Consider the following 16772-nt stretch of genomic DNA (forward strand, 5'->3'; position numbering starts at 1 on the left):
ATCGAGTTATGGGGTTTGATCAAATTCGTCAGCGCCGTTTGTCTGACGATATTGTCGAGCAGCTTGAGGGCATGATCCTCGAGGGCACGTTGAAGGCGGGTGAGCGTTTGCCGGCCGAGCGTGCGTTGGCCGAACAATTTGGCGTGTCACGCCCTTCGTTGCGCGAAGCCATTCAGAAACTGACCGCCAAGGGATTGCTGGTCAGTCGCCAGGGAGGCGGCAACTATGTAGTGGAATCACTGGGGAGCACCTTCAGTGATCCTTTGTTGCATCTGCTGGAAAGCAACCCCGAGGCGCAACGCGATCTGCTGGAGTTTCGTCATACGCTGGAAGCGTCCTGCGCCTACTACGCGGCGTTGCGTGCCACTGATGTGGATCGCGAGCGACTGACCGCGGCATTCAACGAATTACAGGACTGCTATTCGCGTCACGAAGAGGTGAGCCGTGCCGAAGAGGGGGCTGCGGACGCAAGGTTTCACCTGGCGATTGCCGAGGCCAGCCACAATGCCGTGTTGCTGCACACCATTCGCGGGCTGTTCGACCTGCTCAAGCGCAATGTGGTGACCAACATCGGTGGCATGTACAAGCAACGTACCGAAACCCGCGACATGTTGATCACGCAGCATCGGGAGTTGTATCAGGCGATTATCGAAGGGCAGGCGGAGCAAGCGCGGGAGGTTTCCAGCCGACACATTTTGTATGTGCAGGAAGTGCTGGAAGAAGTGCGTCAGGAGGTGCAGCGCATGGCCCGGGCGGAGCGACGCAAGGGGATGTGAGGCGCTAGTTTAATTGTGGCGAGGGAGCACGCTCCCTCGCCACAATGCAGCATCAAAGCAGGAAAATTACTCTTCCTTGCCCTTGTTGCGCACAGCGCGCTGCAATTCGCGACCGGCGTCGCGTTCGCGCTCGGTGTCACGCTTGTCGTATTCCTTCTTGCCCTTGCCCAGAGCGATCTCGCACTTGACCATGTGCTTGCTCCAGTACCAGGACAGGCACACGCAGGCGTAACCCTTTTGCTGCACGGCAGCGGAGAGTTTTTCCAGCTCGCGCCGATTGAGCAGCAATTTACGGGTGCGGACCGGATCAGCGATGACGTGGGTACTGGCGGTCGTCAGTGGCGTGATGTGACTGCCGAGCAGCCAGGCTTCGCCATCCTTGAGCAGTACGTAGCTGTCGACCAGCTGCAACTTGCTTGCCCGCAGACTTTTTACTTCCCAGCCGGCCAGGACCAGACCAGCCTCGAACCGATGTTCGATGAAGTAATCGTGTCGCGCCTTTTTATTTTGCGCGATGGTCCCTGTTGGGTGTTTCTTCTGTTTAGCCATAGGGGCGGCATTATAGGGAGTTGCACGCGAGTCGGCTACGGTGTTGCTGCGTGCTTGAGCAGGTTGATTGAATCCCGGACAATGCGGCCTCTTTTTTGAACGCTTGGGCGTGATATCGATGTCGACGGACAAGGTTTCAGTCCACGGAAGTTGGGCTAGCCGCTGGGTCTTCATACTCGCCGCGACCGGTTCGGCTGTGGGGCTGGGTAGTATCTGGAAATTCCCGTACATGGTCGGCGTCTATGGCGGCGGCGCCTTCGTGCTGATGTTCCTGGTTTGCATCGCGCTGATTGGCGTGCCGGTCATGCTGGCGGAAACCCTGATCGGCCGGCGTGCCCGGCACAGCCCGGCCAATGCCTTGAGGGCGCTGGCGATTGAGGCGGGGCACTCGGGCAAATGGTCCTGGGGCGCATTTGCCGGAATGATCACGGCGTTGCTGATCCTGTCTTTCTACAGTGTGGTTGGCGGCTGGTCGCTGGATTACATCATCGACATGGGGCGTGGCGACTTCCAGGGCGCGACGCCGGATCAGGTGGGAGCTTACTTCGGCAGTGTGATCGCCGATCCCTGGCGCCTGACACTCTGGCACACGATTTTCATGCTGTTGTCAGCGGTGGTGATCGCCAAGGGCGTGGTTGCCGGGCTTGAGCGCAGTCTGCGCATCATGATGCCGTTGTTGTTCGTGATGGTCCTCGTGCTGCTGGGTTACAGCATGACCACCGGCCATTTCATGGACGGCGTGCATTTCATGTTCGACTTCCACCTGGAAAAGGTCTTGGACGGTCTGTTGCCCGCGATGGGGCATGCGTTCTTTTCCCTGAGTGTGGGTGTAGGCTCGATCATGATCTACGGCGCCTACATGCCAAAGGATTCGTCAATATCGGGGACTGTCGTTGGCGTGGCGCTGCTCGATACCTTCGTGTCCCTGGTGGCCGGCCTGGCATTGTTTCCGATTGTTTTCGCGGCGGGCCTGAATCCGAGCGAGGGGCCGGGGCTGATGTTCGTCAGCCTGCCGTTTGCCTTCGGTAACGTTGCGTTCGGGCAAATGATGGGTGTGGTGTTCTTCGTGCTGGTGGCGGTCGCTGCCTGGAGTTCGGCAATTTCCCTGCTTGAGCCGATGGTGGCCTACCTGGTCGAACGCACTAAAGTCAGGCGAGCATGGGTCACCTTCTGGCTGGCTTTCAGCTGCTGGTTTGTCGGCCTGGGTACGGTGTTTTCCTTCAATATCTGGAAGGAGGCCAAGTTCTTCGTGAGCGAAGGCGGTATGTTCCACCTCTACCAATGGGGTGCAACTGGTGGTCTCGACTTCTTTGGTGTGATCGATTTCTTTACCTCGCGACTCATGTTGCCGATTGGCGGTTTGTGTTTCGTGGTGTTTGCGGGCTGGATCATGGGGCGTGAAGCGGTGCGCGACGAGTTGTCGATGCGCAATCCTGCGCTCTTTGGTCTGTCCTTGTTCTTGATGCGCTATGTGGCGCCCATCGGCATCCTCGTAGTGTTTGCCGCCCAGCTGTGGAAGTAACGCTGACATGACGACACACATTTCACGTTCGGCCTTGCTGCCGTACCCGGCACAAGCGCTGTATGACCTGGTCAACGACGTGGCTCGCTATCCGGAGTTTCTGCCGTGGTGCTCATCGGCCGAAGTCCTGGAGAGCTCCCCTGAGTATATGCGGGCGAGCGTTGGCGTGGCGAAGGGGGGCCTCAGCCAGCATTTCGTGACGCGCAATACCCTGGTTCCTGGCCAGTCGATCGAAATGAACCTTGAGGAAGGCCCGTTCACTCAGTTGCACGGCATCTGGGTGTTCAAGGCGTTGACCGATAAGGCTTGCAAGATCAGCCTGGACCTTTCATTCGATTACGCGGGGCCGATTGTTCGCGCGACCCTGGGACCATTGTTCAATCAGGCGGCCAATACGCTGGTGGATGCATTCTGCCAGCGGGCCAAGCAAATGCATGGTTGAGGCCGATATCGGGGTTGAGGTGGTGTACGCCTCCGTTGATCGCCAGGTGCTTGTGCCGGTGAAAGTGCCAGCAGGAACGACTGTTCGTGCGGCCTTGCTGCAATCCGGTATAGGACAGGCATTTCCTGAGCTGGATTTGGCTGAATGTCCTGTGGGGATCTTCGGTAAGGTCGTTGTCGATCCCGATAGCCGTTTGGTTCAATCGGGGGATCGCATCGAGATTTATCGACCATTGCTGGCCGATCCGAAAGAGGTTCGCCGGCTGCGTGCGGCCAAGGCTGCCGAGGCGAAGGCCCGGAATCAGTAAGTCGCCGAAGGTCAGGCAATAAAAAAAGCCCGGGCATGCCGGGCTTTTTATTGCGTCGCAAATTATTGCGGCGAGGTTTCCAGTGGTTGCGGTGTCGGGACCGGAACCGTTTCTACGCCGTCGACGTCCTTCTGGATCTGGTCCAGCAACGAACCTGGTTTTACCGGTTTTTCCGGTTTTGGCTTCTCGACGTTTTCTGCCGGGGCAACTACTGTCGTGCCGCTGTCCTTGCCGAGAATGGCTTCGTCGCGGCTCACGCCGGGCATGAAATCACCGGAGAGGCTGACAAGCTGATCATTTGGGTTGAAGATAACGCTGATGCGTTCTTGCTGGCGTTCACCGCCACCGGGTTGCAGGCTGTACAGATAATCCCAGCGATCGGCATGGAACGTGTCAGTCAGCAGAGGGTTGCCCATGATAAACCGTACTTGCTTGCGGGTCATTCCCGGGCGTAACTGGTCTATCATGTCCTGCGTGACGACATTGCCCTGCTGGATGTCGATTTTGTAAACCCCGGGGAATGAACAACCGGCGAGTGCGAGCAGTCCCACAAAGGTGAAACTGGTTAGCAAGAGCTTGGTGTTTTGCATCGGTGGGCGACTTCCACTATCTTGGCTGGGACAACGTAAACGCCGATCATACCCGCATTAAGAGAAGCTGCGAAGCAGCATCGCGAGAAAGCTGACCATGGTTGAAAATAGCGAACTACGCAAAGCCGGCCTCAAAGTGACCCTGCCACGGGTCAAAATTCTGCAAATGCTCGATTCCGCCGAGCAGCGCCACATGAGTGCCGAGGATGTCTACAAGGCCCTTATGGAGGCTGGTGAGGACGTCGGTCTGGCCACGGTTTACCGTGTTCTGACCCAGTTCGAGGCAGCTGGCCTTGTGGTGCGGCACAACTTCGACGGAGGCCATGCAGTCTTCGAGCTGGACGACGGAAAGCATCACGACCATATGGTCAACGTCGAAACCAGCGAAGTGATCGAATTCTTCGACGAGGAAATCGAGCGGCTTCAGAAAGCAATCGTCGACAAGTATGGCTTCGAGATGGTTGATCACAATCTGGTGCTGTACGTGCGCAAGAAAAAGTAAGCATGTCGCGTGAACATCAGTTCGCGAAACGAGCGAAGGCGACCCCAGGGTCGCCTTCGTGCTTTCTGCCTCTATCTATTTAAGCTTTTGCGGCAACTACCATTTTTCTTGCATGAGCCAGGGACTCCTTGGTGAGGTCAATACCGCCCAGCATCCGTGCGACTTCTTCCACGCGGTCGTTTTTGCTCAATCTTGAAACGGCCGTACGGGTGGCATCTTCACCGCGCACCTTGTGCACAAATAGATGCTGATGACCTTGTGCTGCCACTTGCGGCAAGTGGGTCACGGTCAGTACCTGTCCGCGCTCGCCGAGCCTGCGCAGCAACTGGCCGACGATTTCTGCGGTCGGGCCGCCAATACCGACGTCGACTTCGTCGAACACCAGGGTCGGAACACGGGAAGTCTGTGCGGTGATGACCTGGATCGCCAGGCTGATCCGCGACAGTTCGCCGCCGGATGCCACTTTTGCCAGGGCCTTCAGCGGCTGGCCAGGGTTGGCGCTGACCAGCAGTTCTACCTGTTCCAGGCCATTGGGCAGTAGCTCATCGCTGCTGTTAGGACGTAGTTCTATGGTAAAGCGCCCGCCAGGCATGCCCAGTCGCTGGATTTCCTGCTCCACGGCGCTGGCCAGGCTGTTCGACGCCTGGTGCCTCAGGTCGCTCAGTTCCCGGGCCCTTTCCTGATAGTGCCGAGCATAGGACGACAGCTCATCGCTCAGTCGCTCGATGGATTCGTCGTTGGCGTTCAGGGTCTCGATTTCATCCAGCAGTTTCTGTTGCATCTCGGCAACTTCGGTTGGCTGGATGCGGTGTTTGCGTGCCAGGGTGTAGATCGTGTCGAGGCGCTCCTCAAGGTATTGAAGGCGCGACGGGTCGGCATCGAAATTGTCGAGGAAGCGGTTCAGTTCACCTACGGCCTCTTCAACCTGGATCTGTGCGCTGGTCAACAAGCTGCTGGCTTCGCCCAGCGCCCCGATCGAGCTGTTCACGCTCGACAGGCGGTTGAGGCTGGCGGTGAGGGCGTTGAGGACATTTCCTGAATCACTTTCACTGCACTGCTCGACGACTTGCCGGCAGATTCCCAGCAGGGTTTCGGCGTTGGTCAGGTTCTTGTGTTCCTGTTCCAACTGCTCCAGCTCGTTGTCGCCAAGGCCGAGGTTTTCCAGCTCTTCGAGTTGATAGCTGAGCAGCTGGTGGCGGGCGCGTTGCTCGTCGCCGGAGTTGGACAGTCGCTCCAGTTCCTGGCGGGTCTGGCGCCAGCGTTGGGCGGCGAGTTGAACCTGGCGGGCAAGATCCGTCGCGCCGGCATATTCATCGAGCAGGCGACGGTGGGTATCGGTCTTGAGCAGGGATTGATGTTCGTGCTGGCTGTGAATGTCGATCAGCAGCTCGCCCAGTGCCTTGAGGTCGCCAAGCGGGCAGGGCGTGCCGTTGATGTAGCCACGCGAGCGTCCTTCGGATGTGATCACCCGGCGCAGGATGCAAGGGCCGTCGTTTTCCAGGTCGCGCTCGGCCAGCCAGGCGCTGGCTTCCGGAATGTCGGCCAGATCAAAGGTGGCCAGGATATCGGCCTTGTCGGCGCCGGGGCGGACTACGCCATTGTCGGCGCGATCGCCCAGGGTAAGGCCCAGCGCGTCGAGCATGATCGACTTGCCCGCGCCGGTTTCCCCAGTGATCACGCTCATCCCGCGATCGAGTTCGAGATCGAGATGTTCAACGATGGCGTAGTTGTGTACGGACAGGTGCACCAGCATATGGGCCGCTCCCAGGTGTTGAGTCTGGTTATTTATACAGTGTTTTGTTTCTGGCTGACAATGCCCCTCGTTAGCTCGATTGGCTTGGTCCGACAAAACCCTTATCGCGGGCGGGAATGACAATGCAGTTGTTTTTTGTAGGGTTAATGATCGGGCCCCCTTGAAGCCGGATTTTGCGGCCCCATATAGCTGGGCAGAAGCGCGAGTCGAGCTCGCGGACGATATTGAAAGGAGAAACCTATGGCTGACGAACAGACAGTGGATACGCAAAACCCAGACGCCAACCAGGCGCCCGAGGCTTCGGGTGAAGACCTGGCGGCTCGTGTACAAGTGCTCGAAGAGCAACTGGCAGGCGCTCAGGATCAGGCTTTGCGTGTAGCCGCCGATCTGCAGAACGTCCGCCGTCGCGCCGAGCAGGATGTGGAGAAGGCTCACAAGTTCGCGCTGGAAAAATTCGCCGGCGACCTGCTGCCGATCGTCGACAGCCTGGAGCGCGGCCTGGAGCTGTCCAGTCCGGACGACGAAAGCATCCGTCCGATGCGCGAAGGCATCGAGCTGACCCTGAAAATGTTCCACGACACCCTCAAGCGTTATCAGCTTGAAGCGATCGATCCGCATGGCGAACCGTTCAATGCCGTTCAGCATCAGGCAATGGCCATGCAGGAAAGTGCCGATGTCGAGCCGAACAGCGTTCTGAAGGTGTTCCAGAAGGGCTATCAGCTCAATGGTCGCCTGCTGCGCCCGGCCATGGTTGTGGTCAGCAAGGCGCCTGCGCCGGTTTCGCCTTCGATTGACGAGCAGGCTTGAAATCCGCCGCAAGGCCCCCATTTATAAGTCAAGCGTTTAAGTGCTACCGCAGTTAGCCACCACTGCTGCGGCAACCAAATCCAAAGTTTCGGGAGAGTGAACATGGGCAAAATCATCGGTATCGACCTGGGGACTACCAACTCCTGCGTCTCCGTGCTGGAAAACGGCAAGGCAAAAGTTATTGAAAACGCTGAAGGCGCGCGTACCACGCCGTCGATCATCGCTTACGCCAACGATGGCGAAATTCTGGTTGGCCAGTCGGCCAAGCGTCAGGCTGTGACCAATCCACACAACACCCTGTATGCGGTGAAGCGTCTGATCGGTCGTCGTTTCGACGAAGAAGTCGTGCAGAAAGACATCCAGATGGTCCCTTACAAGATCGTCAAGGCTGACAACAGCGACGCCTGGGTTGAAGTGAACGGCCAGAAAATGGCACCGCCACAAATCTCGGCTGAAATTCTGAAGAAGATGAAGAAGACCGCCGAAGACTACCTCGGCGAGACCGTGACTGAAGCGGTGATCACCGTTCCGGCCTATTTCAACGACAGCCAGCGTCAAGCGACCAAAGACGCCGGCCGCATCGCCGGTCTGGACGTAAAACGTATCATCAACGAACCAACCGCAGCTGCTCTGGCTTACGGTATGGACAAGGCGAAGGGCGATCACACCGTGATCGTTTACGACTTGGGCGGCGGTACTTTCGACGTTTCCGTGATCGAGATCGCTGAAGTCGATGGCGAGCACCAGTTCGAAGTACTGGCCACCAACGGTGACACGTTCCTGGGCGGTGAAGACTTTGACATTCGTCTGATCGACTACCTCGTCGACGAATTCAAGAAAGAAAGCGGCATGAACCTCAAGGGTGACCCGCTGGCCATGCAGCGTCTGAAGGAAGCTGCTGAAAAAGCCAAGATCGAACTGTCCTCGAGCCAGTCGACCGATGTGAACCTGCCATACATCACTGCAGACGCCACCGGTCCAAAGCACCTGAACGTGAAGATCTCCCGCGCCAAGCTCGAAGCATTGGTGGAAGACCTGGTTCAGCGCACCATCGAACCTTGCCGCATCGCGATGAAAGATGCCGGTATCGACGTTGGCGCGATCAACGACGTGATCCTGGTGGGCGGTCAGACCCGTATGCCACTGGTTCAGAAGCTGGTAACCGAGTTCTTCGGTAAAGAAGCTCGTAAAGACGTGAACCCGGACGAAGCGGTTGCCATGGGTGCTGCTATCCAGGGCGCGGTACTGGCCGGTGACGTGAAGGATGTTCTGCTGCTCGACGTCAGCCCGCTGACCCTGGGTATCGAAACCATGGGTGGCGTGATGACCGCGCTGATCGAGAAAAACACCACGATTCCTACCAAGAAATCGCAAGTGTTCTCGACTGCCGACGACAACCAGGGAGCCGTGACCATTCACGTGCTGCAGGGCGAGCGTAAGCAAGCCTCGCAGAACAAGTCCCTGGGCAAGTTCGACCTGGCCGACATTCCACCGGCTCCACGTGGTGTGCCACAGATCGAAGTGACCTTCGACATCGACGCCAACGGCATCCTGCACGTAGGTGCGAAAGACAAGGCTACCGGTAAGACTCAGTCGATCGTGATCAAGGCCAACTCCGGTCTGTCCGACGAAGAAATCGAGCGCATGGTGCGTGATGCCGAGGCGAACGCCGAGGAAGACCGCAAGTTCGAAGAGCTGGCCACCGCCCGCAACCAGGGCGACGCGCTGGTTCATTCGACGCGCAAAATGGTTGCTGATGCCGGCGATAAAGTGACCGCTGAAGAGAAGACTGCAATCGAGGCGGCAGTGGTTGCCCTGGAAGCCGCCGTTAAAGGCGACGACAAGGCTGCTATCGAAGCCAAGGTTGAAGAACTGTCGAAAGTCTCCGCTCCAGTGGCGCAGAAGATGTACGCCGAACAGGCTCAGCCTGCTGAAGGCGCGGCACCGCACGACGACAAGGCGGAAAAGGCTGACGACGTTGTCGACGCCGAGTTCGAAGAAGTCAAAGACCACAAGTAAGTTGTTGGTCGGCCGGTTGACTGCCTTTGGGCGGTGACTGGTAGGATGTCGCCGCGCGGGAGCTTGCTCCCGCGTTGGCGTGTCTGGAATACGCGAATTTTTACAGCATGCGACAGTGGCGGATTGAGAGGCTCTAACGAACAAGCCATTCAGTCTGCCTCGGGATGTTGGTGGTATGGCCGGGAATGCTCCTGCTTTTCGAGCCGCAAGTACCGCATTGAATCAAAGACCAGGATCGTTGAATTGACGTGAGTTGGGTCCGGGCCTGTATTGGGGCTCAACGAGTTCGGCAGGCTCAGGAGGGTTTTGTCGGACATCCTCAAGAGTGCAAAGACTTATGGCAAAGCGTGACTATTACGAAGTGTTGGGTGTTGAGCGTGGCTCAAGCGAAGCAGACCTGAAAAAGGCCTACCGTCGCCTGGCGATGAAGCACCACCCGGACCGTAATCCCGATGACAAGGCGTCGGAAGAGAAATTCAAGGAGGCCAACGAGGCCTACGAAGTGCTGTCGGACTCCAGCAAGCGCGCGGCATACGACCAGTACGGTCATGCCGGTGTCGACCCGAGCATGGGTGGCGGCGGTGCCGGGTTCGGTGGTCAGAACTTCTCCGACATCTTTGGCGATGTCTTCAGTGATTTCTTCGGTGGTGGTCGCGGCGGTTCCCGTGGTGGCGCTCAGCGCGGCAGTGACTTGCGCTATACCCTGGAGCTTGACCTTGAGGAAGCGGTGCGCGGTACGACCGTGAACATCCGCGTTCCGACGCTGGTCAACTGCAAGCCTTGCGACGGCTCCGGTGCCAAGAGAGGCTCTGCACCGGTAACTTGCCCGACTTGCGGCGGTATCGGCCAGGTGCGCATGCAGCAAGGCTTCTTCTCGGTGCAGCAGACCTGCCCGCGCTGCCATGGCCAGGGCAAGATCATTTCCGATCCATGCGATTCCTGCCATGGCGAAGGTCGTGTCGAAGAGTACAAGACCCTGTCGGTGAAAGTGCCGGCCGGTGTCGATACCGGTGACCGCATCCGTCTGTCCGGTGAAGGCGAGGCGGGTGCTCAGGGTGGTCCGACTGGTGACCTGTACGTGGTGATCAATGTGCGTGAGCACGCGATCTTCCAGCGTGACGGCAAGCATCTGTTCTGCGAAGTGCCGATCAGTTTCGTCGATGCTGCGCTGGGTGGCGAGCTGGAGATTCCGACCCTCGATGGTCGCGTCAAGCTGAAGATCCCTGAAGGCACTCAGACCGGCAAGCAGTTCCGTGTTCGTGGCAAGGGTGTTGCACCTGTGCGCGGTGGCGGTGCCGGTGACCTGATGTGCCGTGTGGCGGTCGAGACTCCAGTCAACCTGAGCCGTCGCCAGCGCGAAATGCTCGAGGAGTTCCGTAGCTCCCTGGCGGACGACAACAGTCATTCGCCGAAAACCACTGGCTGGTTCGAAGGCGTCAAGCGCTTCTTCGGCGATTTGTAAGGAGTCGGCATGCGACGTATAGCTGTGATGGGCGCTGCCGGGCGCATGGGTAAAATCCTGGTCGAGGCCGTGCAGCAGCGCGCGCCTCTAACCGGTCTGACGGCGGCCGTTGTGCGCCCTGGCAGCACGCTGATTGGCGTGGATGCGGGTGAGCTGGCTTCGCTGGGGCGCATTGGTGTGCCGCTGGCCGGAAGCCTGGAGTCCGTGGCGGAAGAGTTCGACGTGTTGATCGACTTTACGCTGCCGGAAGTCATGCTGAAAAACCTGGCCTTCTGCCGCAAGGCAGGCAAGGCCATGGTGATCGGCACCACCGGGCTGGACGCTGCGCAGAAGCAGTTGCTGGCTGAGGCGGGCAAGGATATTCCCATCGTGTTCGCTGCCAACTTCAGTGTTGGTGTGAACCTGTCGCTGAAGCTTCTCGATATGGCTGCACGCGTGCTGGGTGATGAGGCGGATATCGAAATCATCGAAGCGCATCACCGTCACAAGATCGATGCGCCGTCAGGTACGGCCCTGCGCATGGGTGAGGTGATCGCTGGCGCGCTGGACCGTGATCTGCAGAAGGTCGCGGTTTATGGTCGCGAAGGCCATACCGGTGTGCGTGAGCGTGAAACCATCGGCTTTGCCACCGTGCGCGGTGGTGATGTGGTTGGCGATCACACGGTGCTGTTTGCCTGCGAAGGCGAGCGTCTGGAGATCACCCATAAGGCCTCCAGCCGCATGACTTTTGCCAAGGGTGCGGTACGTGCTGCGTTGTGGCTGGACGGGCGCGAGCCTGGCCTTTATGACATGCAAGACGTGCTCGACCTGCGTTAAGATGCACCCGAAATCGGGCTCGCGCACAGCGTTTGAGCCCGGTTTTATTCCGCCAAGCGACGTCCTGTCGCATTCTCCAGCCTTTAAGGCTCATTGGCGGTAGACCAAAAATGCCTTTTTCTGTAAGCTACAGCTTTAGTGTGTCCACTAAAAGCGCGCAGAATAATTCAGTGAAGAAGCGGGGTGACGTGTCCATACGTCACTCCGCTTTTTTACAACCTGCGATCGCCCTTTCAGGCTTTATTTACGGGAGGTCTTCTTGACTAAGCCAGCCATACTCGCCCTTGCTGATGGCAGCATTTTTCGCGGCGAAGCCATTGGAGCCGACGGTCAAACCGTTGGTGAGGTGGTGTTCAACACCGCAATGACCGGCTATCAGGAAATCCTTACCGATCCTTCCTACGCCCAACAAATCGTTACCCTGACTTATCCGCACATCGGCAATACCGGCACCACGCCGGAAGACGCCGAGTCCAACCGCGTCTGGTCCGCCGGCCTGGTCATCCGTGACCTGCCACTGGTGGCGAGCAACTGGCGCAACACGATGTCCCTGTCCGACTACCTGAAAGCCAACAATGTTGTGGCCATCGCCGGTATCGACACCCGCCGCCTGACGCGCATCCTGCGTGAAAAAGGCGCGCAGAACGGCTGCATCATGGCCGGTGACAACATCTCCGAAGAAGCCGCCATCGCCGCCGCCCAGGGCTTCCCTGGCCTCAAGGGCATGGACCTGGCGAAAGTCGTCAGCACCAAGGAAAGCTACGAGTGGCGCTCGACTGTCTGGGATCTGAAAACCGACAGCCACGCGACCCTCGAAGCCTCCGAGCTGCCATACCACGTCGTGGCCTACGACTACGGCGTCAAGGTGAACATCCTGCGTATGCTGGTCGAGCGCGGTTGCCGCGTGACCGTCGTGCCTGCGCAAACGCCTGCTGCCGATGCACTGGCGCTGAAGCCGGACGGCGTGTTCCTGTCCAACGGCCCTGGTGATCCGGAGCCTTGCGACTACGCGATCCAGGCGATCAAGGACGTGCTGGAGACCGAAATTCCGGTCTTCGGTATCTGCCTCGGTCACCAACTGCTGGCCCTGGCCTCCGGCGCCAAGACCCTGAAAATGGGTCACGGCCACCACGGTGCCAACCACCCCGTCCAGGATCTGGACAGCGGCGTGGTGATGATCACCAGCCAGAACCACGGTTTTGCCGTAGACGAAGCGACCCTGCCAGCCAACGTTCGCGCGATCCATAAATCGCTGTTCGACGGCACCCTGCAAGGTATCGAGCGTACCGACAAGAGCGCCTTCAGCTTCCAGGGTCACCCTGAAGCCAGCCCTGGCCCGAACGACGTAGCGCCATTGTTCGATCGCTTCATCAATGAGATGGCCAAGCGACGCTGATCGCTCGCCCTGATGTAGCACAGCTTGAGGGCGGCCCCGATACCGGTGGCCCCCTCAAGTCAGAGATTGAACAAGACGGCTTGCCGACTGACCTGCGGATTTGAGTGACAAACCCATGCCAAAACGTACAGACATTAAAAGCATCCTGATTCTCGGCGCTGGCCCGATCGTGATCGGCCAGGCCTGCGAATTCGACTACTCCGGCGCCCAGGCCTGTAAAGCCCTGCGCGAAGAGGGTTACCGTGTCATCCTGGTGAACTCCAACCCGGCCACCATCATGACCGACCCGGCCATGGCCGACGCCACCTACATCGAGCCGATCAAGTGGCAGACCGTTGCCAAGATCATCGAGAAAGAGCGTCCGGACGCACTGCTGCCGACCATGGGCGGTCAGACCGCTCTGAACTGCGCCCTGGATCTGGAGCGCGAAGGTGTTCTGGAGAAGTTCGGCGTAGAAATGATCGGCGCCAACGCTGACACCATCGACAAGGCCGAAGATCGTTCGCGCTTCGACAAGGCGATGAAATCCATCGGCCTGTCGTGCCCGCGTTCGGGTATCGCCCACAGCATGGAAGAGGCCAATGCGGTCCTCGAGAAGCTCGGCTTCCCGTGCATCATTCGTCCGTCCTTCACCATGGGTGGCACCGGTGGCGGTATCGCCTACAACCGTGAAGAGTTCGAAGAAATCTGCGCCCGTGGTCTGGACCTGTCGCCGACCAAGGAGCTGCTGATCGACGAATCGCTGATCGGCTGGAAAGAATACGAGATGGAGGTTGTCCGCGATAAGAAGGACAACTGCATCATCGTCTGCTCCATCGAAAACTTTGACCCGATGGGCGTGCACACCGGTGACTCGATCACCGTGGCTCCTGCACAGACCCTGACCGACAAGGAATACCAGATCCTGCGTAACGCCTCCCTGGCGGTGCTGCGCGAGATCGGCGTGGAAACCGGTGGCTCCAACGTTCAGTTCGGTATTTGCCCGAACACCGGCCGCATGGTCGTGATCGAGATGAACCCGCGCGTTTCCCGTTCCTCGGCACTGGCCTCTAAAGCCACCGGCTTCCCGATCGCCAAGGTCGCGGCCAAACTGGCTGTGGGCTACACCCTCGACGAGCTGTCGAACGACATCACCGGCGGCAAGACCCCGGCGTCCTTCGAACCGTCCATCGACTACGTCGTCACCAAGCTGCCACGCTTTGCCTTCGAGAAGTTCTCCAAGGCTGACGCGCGCCTGACCACTCAAATGAAGTCGGTTGGTGAAGTCATGGCCATCGGCCGTACTTTCCAGGAGTCCCTGCAGAAAGCCCTGCGCGGCCTGGAAGTCGGTGTTTGCGGCCTGGACGAGAAAGTTGATCTGGGCAACCCGGAAAGCATGAGCGTACTCAAGCGCGAGCTGACCGTGCCGGGCGCTGAGCGTATCTGGTACGTGGCGGACGCAATGCGCGCCGGCATGAGCGTTGAAGATATCTTCGGCATGACCATGATCGATCCTTGGTTCCTGGTACAGATGGAAGACCTGATCAAGGACGAAGAGAAGGTCAAGACCCTGGGCCTGACCAGCATCGACCGCGATCTGATGTTCCGTCTCAAGCGCAAGGGTTTCTCCGATCAGCGTCTGGCCAAGTTGCTGGGTGTGACCGATAAGAGCCTGCGTGCTCATCGTCACAAGCTTGAAGTGTTCCCGGTCTACAAGCGCGTCGACACCTGCGCCGCCGAGTTCGCCACCGACACCGCCTACCTGTACTCGACGTACGAAGAAGAGTGCGAAGCCGCACCATCGGGTCGCGACAAGATCATGATCCTGGGCGGCGGTCCGAACCGTATCGGCCAGGGCATCGAGTTCGACTACTGCTGCGTACACGCGGCACTTGCCCTGCGCGATGACGGGTACGAGACCATCATGGTCAACTGCAACCCGGAAACCGTATCCACCGACTACGACACCTCCGATCGCCTGTACTTTGAACCAGTGACCCTGGAAGACGTGCTGGAAATCGTCCGTGTCGAGAAGCCGAAAGGCGTGATCGTCCAGTACGGCGGCCAGACCCCGCTGAAACTGGCTCGTGCCCTGGAAGCAGCTGGCGTGCCGATCATCGGCACCAGCCCTGATGCGATCGACCGCGCCGAAGACCGTGAGCGCTTCCAGCAAATGGTCCAGCGCCTGAACCTGCGTCAGCCGCCAAACGCCACCGTGCGCAGCGAAGACGAAGCCATTCGTGCCGCCAGCAAGATCGGTTACCCGCTGGTGGTGCGTCCGTCCTACGTATTGGGCGGTCGTGCGATGGAAATCGTTTACGAAGAAGAAGAACTCAAGCGCTACCTGCGTGAAGCGGTTCAAGTGTCCAACGACAGCCCGGTGCTGCTGGACCACTTCCTGAACTGCGCCATCGAGATGGATGTGGATGCGGTTTGCGACGGCAAAGACGTGGTGATCGGCGCTATCATGCAGCACATCGAGCAGGCCGGTGTTCACTCCGGTGACTCCGCGTGCTCGCTGCCTCCGTACTCGCTGCCGGCGCACATCCAGGACGAGATGCGCGAACAGGTCAAGAAAATGGCCCTGGAGCTCGGCGTGGTCGGCCTGATGAACGTTCAGTTGGCGCTGCAAGGCGAAGACATCTACGTCATCGAAGTCAACCCGCGTGCTTCCCGTACCGTACCGTTCGTGTCCAAGTGCATCGGTGTTTCCCTGGCGATGATCGCAGCACGCGTGATGGCTGGTAAAACCCTGAAAGAGCTGGGTTTCACCAAGGAAATCATTCCGAACTTCTACAGCGTGAAAGAGGCGGTGTTCCCGTTCGCCAAATTCCCTGGCGTTGACCCGATCCTCGGCCCTGAGATGAAGTCCACCGGTGAAGTGATGGGCGTCGGTGACACCTTCGGTGAGGCGTTCGCCAAGGCCCAGATGGGCGCCAGCGAAGTGTTGCCGACCGGCGGTACTGCGTTCATCAGCGTACGTGACGACGACAAGCCGCTGGTTGCGGGCGTGGCCCGTGATCTGATCAACTTGGGCTTCGAAGTGGTTGCCACTGCCGGTACTGCCAAGCTGATCGAGGCTGCAGGCCTGAAAGTGCGCCGTGTGAACAAGGTGACCGAAGGTCGTCCGCACGTGGTCGACATGATCAAGAATGACGAAGTCACGTTGATCATCAACACCACTGAAGGTCGTCAGTCGATCGCTGATTCGTACTCCATTCGTCGTAATGCCCTGCAGCACAAGATTTACTGCACCACCACCATTGCTGCTGGCGAAGCTATCTGTGAAGCGCTGAAGTTCGGTCCCGAGAAGACCGTGCGCCGCTTGCAGGATCTACACGCAGGATTGAAGGCATGAGCATAACGAAGTACCCAATGACTGTTCAGGGCGCTCGCGCCCTGGAAGAAGAACACATTCACCTGACCAAGGTCGTTCGTCCGAAGCTCAGCCAGGACATCGGTACGGCCCGCGAGTTGGGTGACTTGAAGGAAAACGCCGAATACCACGCTGCCCGTGAGCAGCAGGGTATGGTCGAGGCGCGGATCCGTGATATCGAAGGCCGCATGCAGAATGCGGTGGTCATCGATGTGACGACCATTCCTCACACCGGCAAGGTGATTTTCGGCACGACCGTCGAAATCGCCAACGTCGAAACTGATGAAAGCGTGACTTACCAGATCGTTGGTGAGGACGAGGCTGACATCAAGCTCGGCAAGATCTCTGTCGGCTCGCCGATTGCCCGCGCCTTGATTGCCAAGGAAGAGGGTGATGTGGTTGCAGTCAAGACGCCTGGTGGCGTTATCGAGTACGAGATTGTCGAAGTTCGCCACATCTGAAGGCCGGCGCCCGCT

Annotated in this window: 15 protein-coding genes; 12 read left to right on the forward strand and 3 right to left on the reverse strand. The window is 58.8% G+C overall.

What is annotated here, in order from left to right; all coding sequences use genetic code 11:
• Positions 1-8: 8 nt before the first annotated feature.
• The gene (locus CAF65_RS24680; protein WP_085718625.1) at positions 9-776 is read left to right on the forward strand and encodes an FCD domain-containing protein; all 768 of its coding nucleotides are present in this window, start codon (positions 9-11) and stop codon (positions 774-776) included.
• A gap of 66 nt (positions 777-842) precedes the next feature.
• Here the strand turns inward: CAF65_RS24680 and smpB are convergent, their stop codons facing one another.
• Positions 843-1325 (reverse strand): SsrA-binding protein SmpB, encoded by a 483-nt coding sequence (gene smpB / locus CAF65_RS24685; protein WP_007988707.1) that lies wholly within the window; start codon positions 1323-1325, stop codon positions 843-845.
• A 118-nt stretch (positions 1326-1443) separates the two neighbouring features.
• On the opposite strand from smpB, the gene CAF65_RS24690 reads away from it, so the two are divergent.
• From CAF65_RS24690 to CAF65_RS24700, 3 genes are read left to right on the forward strand one after another with little or no spacing between them, the layout of a single operon-like run.
• Positions 1444-2847, forward strand: a complete 1404-nt coding sequence (locus tag CAF65_RS24690) for a sodium-dependent transporter (protein WP_085718626.1) — start codon at positions 1444-1446, stop codon at positions 2845-2847.
• A gap of 7 nt (positions 2848-2854) precedes the next feature.
• On the forward strand, positions 2855-3289 hold the full coding sequence (locus CAF65_RS24695) for a type II toxin-antitoxin system RatA family toxin (RefSeq protein WP_085718627.1): 435 nt from the start codon (positions 2855-2857) through the stop codon (positions 3287-3289).
• On the forward strand, positions 3282-3596 hold the full coding sequence (locus tag CAF65_RS24700; RefSeq protein ID WP_085718628.1) for an RnfH family protein: 315 nt from the start codon (positions 3282-3284) through the stop codon (positions 3594-3596). The genes CAF65_RS24695 and CAF65_RS24700 overlap by 8 nt, the downstream gene beginning before the upstream one ends.
• Positions 3597-3658: 62 nt before the next feature.
• On the opposite strand, the gene CAF65_RS24705 is transcribed toward CAF65_RS24700, so the two are convergent.
• Positions 3659-4186 (reverse strand): outer membrane protein assembly factor BamE, encoded by a 528-nt coding sequence (locus CAF65_RS24705; protein ID WP_085718629.1) that lies wholly within the window; start codon positions 4184-4186, stop codon positions 3659-3661.
• 97 nt (positions 4187-4283) lie between these two features.
• Between CAF65_RS24705 and fur the strand changes: the two genes are divergently transcribed.
• Positions 4284-4688, forward strand: a complete 405-nt coding sequence (fur, locus tag CAF65_RS24710) for a ferric iron uptake transcriptional regulator (RefSeq protein ID WP_003197684.1) — start codon at positions 4284-4286, stop codon at positions 4686-4688.
• A 79-nt stretch (positions 4689-4767) separates the two neighbouring features.
• Here the strand turns inward: fur and recN are convergent, their stop codons facing one another.
• Complete coding sequence (gene recN, locus CAF65_RS24715) at positions 4768-6441, reverse strand: DNA repair protein RecN (RefSeq protein WP_085718630.1); 1674 nt, start codon at positions 6439-6441, stop codon at positions 4768-4770.
• Positions 6442-6681: 240 nt separating this feature from the next.
• On the opposite strand from recN, the gene grpE reads away from it, so the two are divergent.
• From grpE to greA, 7 genes are all read left to right on the forward strand, one after another.
• Positions 6682-7248: a nucleotide exchange factor GrpE gene (gene grpE, locus CAF65_RS24720; protein ID WP_007988694.1), complete on the forward strand. Its 567-nt coding sequence runs from the start codon at positions 6682-6684 to the stop codon at positions 7246-7248.
• A 102-nt stretch (positions 7249-7350) separates the two neighbouring features.
• Complete coding sequence (gene dnaK / locus CAF65_RS24725; protein ID WP_085718631.1) at positions 7351-9267, forward strand: molecular chaperone DnaK; 1917 nt, start codon at positions 7351-7353, stop codon at positions 9265-9267.
• 337 nt (positions 9268-9604) lie between these two features.
• Positions 9605-10729 (forward strand): molecular chaperone DnaJ, encoded by a 1125-nt coding sequence (gene dnaJ, locus CAF65_RS24730; protein WP_008018791.1) that lies wholly within the window; start codon positions 9605-9607, stop codon positions 10727-10729.
• Between the two features lie 9 nt (positions 10730-10738).
• Positions 10739-11545 (forward strand): 4-hydroxy-tetrahydrodipicolinate reductase, encoded by an 807-nt coding sequence (gene dapB, locus CAF65_RS24735; protein ID WP_085718632.1) that lies wholly within the window; start codon positions 10739-10741, stop codon positions 11543-11545.
• 259 nt (positions 11546-11804) lie between these two features.
• Positions 11805-12941, forward strand: coding sequence for a glutamine-hydrolyzing carbamoyl-phosphate synthase small subunit (gene carA / locus CAF65_RS24740; RefSeq protein ID WP_085718633.1), 1137 nt, complete (start codon positions 11805-11807; stop codon positions 12939-12941).
• Between the two features lie 115 nt (positions 12942-13056).
• The gene (gene carB / locus CAF65_RS24745; protein ID WP_085718634.1) at positions 13057-16278 is read left to right on the forward strand and encodes a carbamoyl-phosphate synthase large subunit; all 3222 of its coding nucleotides are present in this window, start codon (positions 13057-13059) and stop codon (positions 16276-16278) included.
• Positions 16279-16280: 2 nt separating this feature from the next.
• Positions 16281-16757 carry a transcription elongation factor GreA gene (greA, locus tag CAF65_RS24750; RefSeq protein WP_085718693.1) on the forward strand — a complete coding sequence of 159 codons (477 nt, stop codon included), beginning with the start codon at positions 16281-16283 and terminating at the stop codon, positions 16755-16757.
• Positions 16758-16772: the final 15 nt, after the last annotated feature.

Source organism: Pseudomonas sp. B28(2017) (assembly GCF_002113025.1).
Classification (GTDB): Bacteria; Pseudomonadota; Gammaproteobacteria; order Pseudomonadales; family Pseudomonadaceae; genus Aquipseudomonas.

Bases quoted from the DNA above. Each gene is read 5' to 3' on its own strand.
- CAF65_RS24680 (WP_085718625.1), top strand. From the start codon at position 9: ATGGGGTTTGATCAAATTCGTCAGCGCCGTTTGTCTGACGATATTGTC.
- smpB (WP_007988707.1), bottom strand. From the start codon at position 1,325: ATGGCTAAACAGAAGAAACACCCAACAGGGACCATCGCGCAAAATAAA.
- CAF65_RS24690 (WP_085718626.1), top strand. From the start codon at position 1,444: ATGTCGACGGACAAGGTTTCAGTCCACGGAAGTTGGGCTAGCCGCTGG.
- CAF65_RS24695 (WP_085718627.1), top strand. From the start codon at position 2,855: ATGACGACACACATTTCACGTTCGGCCTTGCTGCCGTACCCGGCACAA.
- CAF65_RS24700 (WP_085718628.1), top strand. From the start codon at position 3,282: ATGGTTGAGGCCGATATCGGGGTTGAGGTGGTGTACGCCTCCGTTGAT.
- CAF65_RS24705 (WP_085718629.1), bottom strand. From the start codon at position 4,186: ATGCAAAACACCAAGCTCTTGCTAACCAGTTTCACCTTTGTGGGACTG.
- fur (WP_003197684.1), top strand. From the start codon at position 4,284: ATGGTTGAAAATAGCGAACTACGCAAAGCCGGCCTCAAAGTGACCCTG.
- recN (WP_085718630.1), bottom strand. From the start codon at position 6,441: ATGCTGGTGCACCTGTCCGTACACAACTACGCCATCGTTGAACATCTC.
- grpE (WP_007988694.1), top strand. From the start codon at position 6,682: ATGGCTGACGAACAGACAGTGGATACGCAAAACCCAGACGCCAACCAG.
- dnaK (WP_085718631.1), top strand. From the start codon at position 7,351: ATGGGCAAAATCATCGGTATCGACCTGGGGACTACCAACTCCTGCGTC.
- dnaJ (WP_008018791.1), top strand. From the start codon at position 9,605: ATGGCAAAGCGTGACTATTACGAAGTGTTGGGTGTTGAGCGTGGCTCA.
- dapB (WP_085718632.1), top strand. From the start codon at position 10,739: ATGCGACGTATAGCTGTGATGGGCGCTGCCGGGCGCATGGGTAAAATC.
- carB (WP_085718634.1), top strand. From the start codon at position 13,057: ATGCCAAAACGTACAGACATTAAAAGCATCCTGATTCTCGGCGCTGGC.